This is a genomic window from uncultured Corynebacterium sp. (assembly GCF_937999985.1).
Taxonomy (GTDB): Bacteria; Actinomycetota; Actinomycetes; order Mycobacteriales; family Mycobacteriaceae; genus Corynebacterium.
In genome coordinates, this window is sequence record NZ_CALLDG010000159.1 from 1 (window position 1) to 1,765 (window position 1,765).

At 68.4% G+C, this 1,765-nt stretch carries 2 protein-coding genes; both read left to right on the forward strand.

The window, feature by feature from the left end; all coding sequences use genetic code 11:
* The coding region (locus Q0331_RS07635) for a thiazole synthase (protein ID WP_298075801.1) at nucleotides 1-727 on the forward strand (727 nt) is incomplete at its 5' end.
* Nucleotides 727-1,765: ThiF family adenylyltransferase (locus tag Q0331_RS07640; RefSeq protein ID WP_298075802.1), on the forward strand; the 1,039-nt coding region annotated here is incomplete at its 3' end. The genes Q0331_RS07635 and Q0331_RS07640, both read left to right, overlap by 1 nt.

Consider the following 1,765-nt stretch of genomic DNA (forward strand, 5'->3'; position numbering starts at 1 on the left):
GGAGGATGCGCTGGTGGCCAGCGGCACGCAACTGACCACGGTGGCGATGCGCCGCCACAGCGCCAAGACCACCGGTGGCGGCGAGAGCGTGTTCGAGCTGCTGAACCGCCTGGGCATCGACGTGCTGCCGAACACCGCCGGGTGCCAGACCGCCCGCGATGCGATGCTGACGGCCCAACTGGCGCGCGAGGCACTGGGTACCAACTGGGTGAAGGTGGAGGTCATCGCCGATGACCACACACTGCTGCCTGACGTGGTGGAGCTGGTGGATGCCTGCGAGATGCTGGTGGCCGAAGGCTTCGTAGTGCTGGCCTACACCAGCGACGACCCGGTGGTCGCCCGCCGGCTGGAGGACGTGGGCGTGCACGCTGTCATGCCGCTGGGCTCCCCCATCGGCACGGGCCTGGGGATCCTGAACCCGCACAACATCGAGCTGATCTGCTCGCGCGCCCAGGTTCCGGTACTGCTGGACGCGGGCGTGGGCACGGCCTCCGACGCGGCGCTGGCGATGGAGCTGGGCTGCGACGGAGTGCTGCTGGCCAGCGCAGTGAACCGCTGCCAGGACCCGGTAGCGATGGCTCACGCCATGAAGGCGGCTGTGGAGTCCGGCCGGCTGGCACGAGAGGCGGGGCGCATTCCCCAGCGCACGCACGCCCAGGGCGCGTTGGCCTCCTCCAGCTTCGACGGCCTGGCCAGCTGGGATGGCTGGGCCGACGAGGTGCTGTGATGCTCGGCGACTACACCTCCGACTACACCACTCTGCCCGCCGAAGAGCTGAAGCGCGTCGCCCGGCAGACGATCCTTCCGGGCCACGGGCTGCGGGAACAAGAGCGACTGCATGAAGCGCACGTGCTGGTGATCGGCGCTGGCGGGCTGGGCTGCCCCTTGATGCAGGCCCTGGCCGCGGCGGGGGTCGGCGAGATTTCCGTCATCGATGACGACACGGTGGACATCACGAACATCCACCGGCAGATCCTCTTCGGCGCCAGTGACGTCGGCCGCCCCAAGGTGGAGGTCACCGGAGAACGACTGCGGGAGTTGCAGCCCGGCCTAATCTTTCACGGCATCCACGGGCGCCTGCGCGCCGACAACGCCGCTGAGCTGCTAGAAGACGTAGACGTGCTCATCGATGGATCTGACACCTTTGCCACGAAGTTCTTGGCCGCCGATGCCGCCGAGGCCACCGGCACTCCCCTGGTCTGGGGTTCAGTCCTGCGCTACCGCGGCGACGTGGCCGTCTGGTGGTCCGGCCCCGGCGCAGACATTGGTGCCGCGCCGGATGGTCGGGGCGTGGGCATGCGCGACCTCTACCCCTCCCAACCGGACCCCGACAGTGTGCCGGACTGCGCTACCGCCGGAGTGCTGGGCGTAACGACCTCGGTGGTCGCCGGCCTGATGGCCACGGAAACCATTAAGTTCCTGCGAGACCCGGAAGCTCGCGCACAGCAGGTCGGGCGGTTGCTTATTTATGACGCCCTCACGGCCAACATCCAGCACTTCAACGTCACCGCCGATCCCCAGCGGCAGCCGGTCACCGAGATCGTGGCGGAGGACGTGTCGAGCTGCGCGGTGGAAACCGCTGCGGCTCGCGAGGCTGAAGAGGAAACGGCCGCTTCCCTGCTGCGTGACCTCGCCGACGGTACTGCGATTGCCATCGACGTGCGCGAGCCGGGCGAGAAGGCCATCAAGGATCTACCGTCCTTTGCGGAGCACCCGGGCTACCAACTGCCCACCACTGTGTGGAGCGAACAGCCGGAGCTGGCCG